This is a genomic window from uncultured Eudoraea sp., from assembly GCF_947258525.1.
Taxonomy (GTDB): domain Bacteria; phylum Bacteroidota; class Bacteroidia; order Flavobacteriales; family Flavobacteriaceae; genus Eudoraea.
Genome location: NZ_CAMYIP010000203.1, coordinates 1 through 5,999, shown reverse-complemented (window position 1 = coordinate 5,999; position 5,999 = coordinate 1). Strand labels below are relative to the sequence as shown.

Sequence of the window (5,999 nt, the reverse complement as noted above, 5' to 3'; positions counted from 1 at the left end):
TTTAAGTGTAACGGATTCCACTGGTGCTAATGTAATTTATTCTACTGGAGGATTATACAACAGGATAGGTATGACAAGCAATCGTTATCTGTCTCAGAATCGTACTGCGATCTATATCACGGATGAAATGATTTTTGACCGCTGGCGTTTTGATGTTGGTTTCAGATGGGAGACAACGAATGGTGTTTTCAACAACGGAAATATTGTAGAAGAAACGGTGTATACCGATCCTGATCTTACCCCAGAGCTCAGCAATGTCCAATTTGCCGATGGTAGTTTTACCAGAGCCGGGGTAGATGCATCAGATTGGGCCCTTTCTCTTGCCGGTCTTTACAGGCTCAATGATAATCTGAATTTGTATGCAAACTTCTCGAAAGGATTCTTCTTTCCTCAAATACGAAGTTTTGCTCCTATTGCCACTGGGGTAACCGGCAGTAAGTACGATTCCGAAAAGATCATTCAATTTGAGGCTGGAGCGAAGCTTGGAAATGCAAAACTTTCGGGCTCCCTGGCAGGATATTACGTCGGCTTGAGCGACCGGATAAAATTAGACCAGGGATTTGTTAATGGATTCCTCGTCGATCTGACACGATCTGAACAGAGCACCGCCACATTTGGTCTGGAAGCCTCCTGGGATTACCGGTTTGCAGAATACTGGAATTTTAGAGGTACGGCTACTTATCAAAATCATGAGATCACGAAAAATGTATCTGAGGATTTGGTAAATGGTGGCACAACTACAACCAACGAAGGGAATGAACTGGCCAGGCAACCAAATTTCCTGGGCAATCTTGGGATCTATTTTGACAACCGGGCTTTCGATGGCTTCTTTTCGTTAAACCATACGGGGAAAAAATTTGCCGCAGATAACAATACCATCGAACTAGAAGCAATCACCATCGCGCGTCTGGGTGTCGGGTACTCATTTGTACTGGGCGAAAATTACGAGTCTTTACGTCTTGGGGTATCTGTTTTTAACCTATTTGATGATGCAGGTGTGACAGAAGGAGACCCTCGTGATGTTGGCCAAACGGAAGAGGCATTCTTTTTTGGCCGACCCATATTACCACGGCGATTCTTTGTTACCGCTACGTTCAATTTTTAGTTATTTTAAGTTTATTTGTTAGCTAGAATGCATTGATAAAGTAATCAATGCATTCTTCTTTAGTCCAAAGTAAAGATGAGTGAACCACTGATCACAAAAGCCAAAGAAATTTTAAACGGGAATTATAGAGAACCTGGTTTTACATTACCAAGTCAGGGCTTGTATCCATTTCAATGGAACTGGGATTCCGGTCTTATTGCCATTGGGTATGCAAATTACGACATGGAAAGGGCCCAGAACGAGATTCGAACACTGCTGGATACGCAATGGAAAAATGGATTTATCCCGCATATCACCTTTCATAGAGAGAGCAATACCTATTTTCCCGGTCCGAAGTTCCATCAGGCATCGTTGCACCCAGACGCCACTACCAGATATAAAACTACCGGGATGATCCAACCACCCGTTATCGGTTTTGTACTCAAGGAACTATTAGATAGAGCACAAGACAAAAAAGGGGCTCTTGAATTTACACGGAAGGTCATAGACAAAGTCTATGAGAACCACCTCTACCTCTATAATAACAGGGATCTATTGGGCGAGGGGTTGATCTATATTTTTCACAACTGGGAATCCGGAACGGATAATTCGCCAATCTGGGACACCATATGGGAAACTATGGATTCCCCACGATACACCTTTGAACGAAGGGATACTAACCAGGTAGATCCTAGCCAAAGACCCTCTAACAGAGAATATGATCACTATCTTGCGTTGATAGACCTCGCCAAAAAGTACCGCTATAACGATTCAAAAATAGCGGAACATTCACCCTTCCTTGTTCAGGATCCTTTGGTGAATGCTTTGCTGATCAAATCTAATCAGTCGCTTATCAAATTATACCAAATTTGCGGATTTGGTGAAGACAAGATCAGGCAACTCGAAAAATGGCAGGCACTGAGCATTGCAAACTATGAATCAAAATTTTACGATGAGGATCTCGGTGCATACCTGCATTACGATCTTAGAAATAAGCGAAAGATCCGGATGCTTACTTCCTCTTCTTTTGTGGCTTTATTCGCCGGAATACCCGGAGCTAAACGCACATCAGAAATAGCTGGAATTCTTGAACAACGATTTGGGGGCGAGGGTCTTTATTTATGCGCTTCTTTTGATCCTGAAGGCGAAAGATTTGATCCTAAACGCTATTGGCGAGGCCCATTATGGATTAACGTCAACTGGATGCTTTATCATGGGTTAAAAAGTTACGGGATCAACAAATTGGCAGAACAGATCAGGTCAGATTCTATTGAAGTGGTAGAACAAAACGGATTTTATGAGTATTTTGATCCAAGGAGGTCAATTGCCAAAGAAGGTAAAGGCGGATATGGTGGTTCCAATTTTTCATGGACCGCGGCTCTTTACATCGATTTTATCTTAAGAGAAAGCTAAAACAGACCATATGAACTGGATAGACTATACCATTATTGTCGCATATCTTTTGGGATTCCTCAGCCTTGGATATATTTTTAAAGACAATAAGAATTCCGGCGACTATTTTCTTGGTGGCCGCAGCATGGGCTGGATTCCACTGAGTCTTTCCACTATGGCCACTCAATTATCGGCTATCAGTTTTATATCGGCGCCGGCATTTGTGGGGGTGAAGCCTGGCGGGGGATTACAGTGGCTCACCTTCGAATTCGGTGTTCCCCTTGCCATGGCATTCCTTCTCGTGACTATTATCCCTTCCCTCTATAAAGCGGGGATTGTAAGTATTTATGAATATCTCGAGCGGCGGTTCGATGCTTCCTCCCGTCTATTGATCAGTTTTGTATTTCAAATCAGTAGGTCTGTGGCTACGGGGGTTATGGTATATACCATGGCGCTGATCCTCCAAGCCACCACAGGTATTAATTTCTGGATTTCAGTACTGTTGATTGGAATAATCACCCTGGTGTACTCCTTCCAGGGAGGAATGCGTGCGGTTATTTGGGGTGATGTTATCCAGATGCTCATTTTGTTTGTGGGGATTGTAATTTGTCTGGGCTATGGATTAAGCGAACTGGGAGGATGGGACAATTTTCTAACACAAGTGGATAGCGACAGGCTTACTGCTGTAGATTTTTCCAAATGGGGTTTCAACAATGCCGACAATGGAGATGAATTTGGATTCTGGCCAATGGTGATCGGCGGGTTTTTTCTCTATGCATCCTATTATGGGACCGACCAGACCCAGACCCAGCGAATGCTTTCTGCCAAGGGCTTGCCTACCATCAAAAGTTTGCTGATGGCCAACGGACTTTTCCGTTTTCCGGTTACCCTGACTTATTGTATCATGGGCTTGGTCATTGGAACATTATTGATGACTGATCTCAGTTTCCAGGATCAGATCTCAGATGTATATGCGGCCAATATAGATAGTCTTGAAGGAAAGAGAGAGGATCTGATGGTCCCGGTTTTTATAATTAAATACCTGCCCAACGGCGTTATCGGTATATTGTTGGTCGCTATCATGTCTGCGGCCATGTCGTCTCTCAGCTCTACGGTGAATTCGCTTTCGGCGGTAACCATCGAAGACTTTATCAAACGCTTTAAATCGGATCTCTCCGATAAACAATATGTAAGGTACTCCCGATTCACCTCCCTCTTCTGGGGCCTTATCTGTCTGCTTTTTGCTTTTTTTGCGGGTAATATTGAAGGGACGGTTATCGAAGTTATAAATAAAATAAGTTCGATCTTTTATGGGCCTATATTGGCGGCATTTATTCTGGCCCTGCTTACCAAACGGACACATGCATTGGGAGCAAACATCGGAATATTAGCCGGAGTATTGTTCAATATGTATTTGTGGCTGTATGTACCAGAGGTTTTTTGGTTCTGGTGGAATGCTATAGGGTGTATAATTACTCTTTCCGTGGCCTATCTCTTTAGTATTATGGTGCCGCTGAAAACCAAAGAAGGTATTAAAGTGACGTATTATTTTGCATGGAAAGAAGTGGCGATATTGGCCGCCTATTTTATACTGATCGTATTTATCTCTATCGGGTTGAAAAATTTACTGAGCCCTTAACAGTATTCAGGCATGGAGGATCTCATTAGCCGCATATATCCTGACTGCACCGATGAGGTTTTGCAGGGTATTTCGGCTTTAAAAGAAAAATACTTTGGAAAGGTCGATGGAAGATCAACAGCGAAGCTGACCGAAAAAGACCGGATCCTGATCACTTACGGTGATGGAATAAGACAAGAAGGTTCACCTCCTTTGGCTGTTTTAAAAACATTTGCAGATCGTTACCTTAAGAACAGGATCAGTGCGGTTCACCTACTGCCATGTTTTCCATATTCTTCGGATGATGGATTTAGTGTGATAGATTATTACCAGATCAATCCGGAGCTGGGCGATTGGGAGGATATCGACCGACTCGCCGAGCACTTCGATCTGATGTTTGATGCTGTTATAAATCATATTTCTAAGCATTCAGATTGGTTTCAGCAATATCTCACTGGAAACCCTGAGTATTTCGATTACTTTGTTGAATCCAAACCCGAAGATGACTATTCTCAGGTGATACGGCCCCGTGCGCTTCCCTTGCATCATCCATTTGAAAAGAATGGGGAACAGGTTTATATATGGACGACCTTCAGCGAAGATCAGGTTGATCTGAACTATGCCAATTACCGCGTATTTCTTCGGGTTCTCGATGTCTTACTCTTTTATATTTCCAGGGGGTCTAGATTTATAAGACTAGATGCCATTGCTTTTCTTTGGAAGGAACTGGGGACGCCTTGCATACATCTGGAACAAACTCACCTGGTCATCCAGGCTTATAGGCAGGTAATAGAAGCAATGGCTCCACATGCCGTGATTATCACCGAAACCAATGTGCCGCACATCGAAAACATCTCCTACTTTGGCAATGGCAGTAATGAAGCACATATGGTGTATAATTTTACACTTCCGCCCTTACTTGCCTATTCGGTCCATCAGCAAGATGTAAATGTTCTGACTGACTGGGCTCAAAGCCTGGAATTACCTGGAGAAAAAGTGTGTTTCTTTAATTTTACCGCTAGTCATGATGGAGTTGGCGTAAGGCCACTTCAAGGGATCATTTCCCAGGACGACATTACCGAACTAGCAGAGACAACCTTGCGGCATGGGGGATTTGTTTCTTATAAATCTAATGAAGACGGCTCGCAATCGCCCTATGAGCTCAATTGTAATTATATGGATCTTATTACTGATCCGAAAAGTCACGATGATATACGGATCCAGCGTTTCCTGCTTACCCAGTCGGTAATGTTGTGTATTCAGGGGGTGCCAGGAATTTATTACCATTCGCTCCTGGGTTCTGAAAACGATAGGGATACGGCTTTGGAGAGTGGGATCAACAGACGGATCAATAGGCAAAAATTGGAGTTGGGTGCACTCCGGGATGCCCTGAACGAGGATACTTGTATTAGAGGTCGTATATTTAATAGATATTCCCAAATGCTCGAGATTAGAGGTAACCAGGCTGTTTTTGATCCCTTTGGAAAGGCAGAATACGATTCAGAAGGTTCACTTTTTATAATCAGACGGCAAAAAGGGGAAAGCATTCTTTACGCTATCCACAACTTTTCAGACAGGGAAGCAAGCTTTGATAGTTTAAAAGGATCTTTCATGGATGTTTTGAACGGAAAGCATTGGGCATCAAATCAGGAGAAAATACCACCCTTTGGGTTTGCCTGGTTAAAAAGTGTATAGCGAATGGACTATTTATTGATCCCGGATAAATTTAAAGGTTCCCTGACCGCTTTGGAGGTAATCGATGCGATTGGCAAAGGTGTCTTAAAAGCCGATCCAGAGGCCAAACTGCACAGCGCTGTATTATCAGATGGGGGCGATGGGTTTTTAGAATCCATCGACCATTATGGCCAGTATGAAAAAGTAGTGTGTGAGGCCAGTGATCCCCTT

General features: G+C 43.2%; 5 protein-coding genes. All 5 read left to right on the top strand.

The genetic code is table 11. The annotated features are described in order from the left end of the window. On the top strand, positions 1-1,105 hold a 1,105-nt coding region (locus Q0X89_RS15675; protein ID WP_297695885.1), incomplete at its 5' end, for a TonB-dependent receptor. A gap of 75 nt (positions 1,106-1,180) precedes the next feature. Further along, entirely contained in the window at positions 1,181-2,497 is a 1,317-nt protein-coding gene (locus tag Q0X89_RS15670; protein WP_297695883.1) for a trehalase family glycosidase, read from the top strand. A 10-nt stretch (positions 2,498-2,507) separates the two neighbouring features. After that, positions 2,508-4,115: a sodium:solute symporter gene (locus Q0X89_RS15665; protein ID WP_297695880.1), complete on the top strand. Its 1,608-nt coding sequence runs from the start codon at positions 2,508-2,510 to the stop codon at positions 4,113-4,115. A 12-nt stretch (positions 4,116-4,127) separates the two neighbouring features. Further along, on the top strand, positions 4,128-5,789 hold the full coding sequence (locus Q0X89_RS15660; protein WP_297695878.1) for a sugar phosphorylase: 1,662 nt from the start codon (positions 4,128-4,130) through the stop codon (positions 5,787-5,789). 3 nt (positions 5,790-5,792) lie between these two features. Continuing rightward, the coding region (locus Q0X89_RS15655) for a glycerate kinase (protein ID WP_297695876.1) at positions 5,793-5,999 on the top strand (207 nt) is incomplete at its 3' end.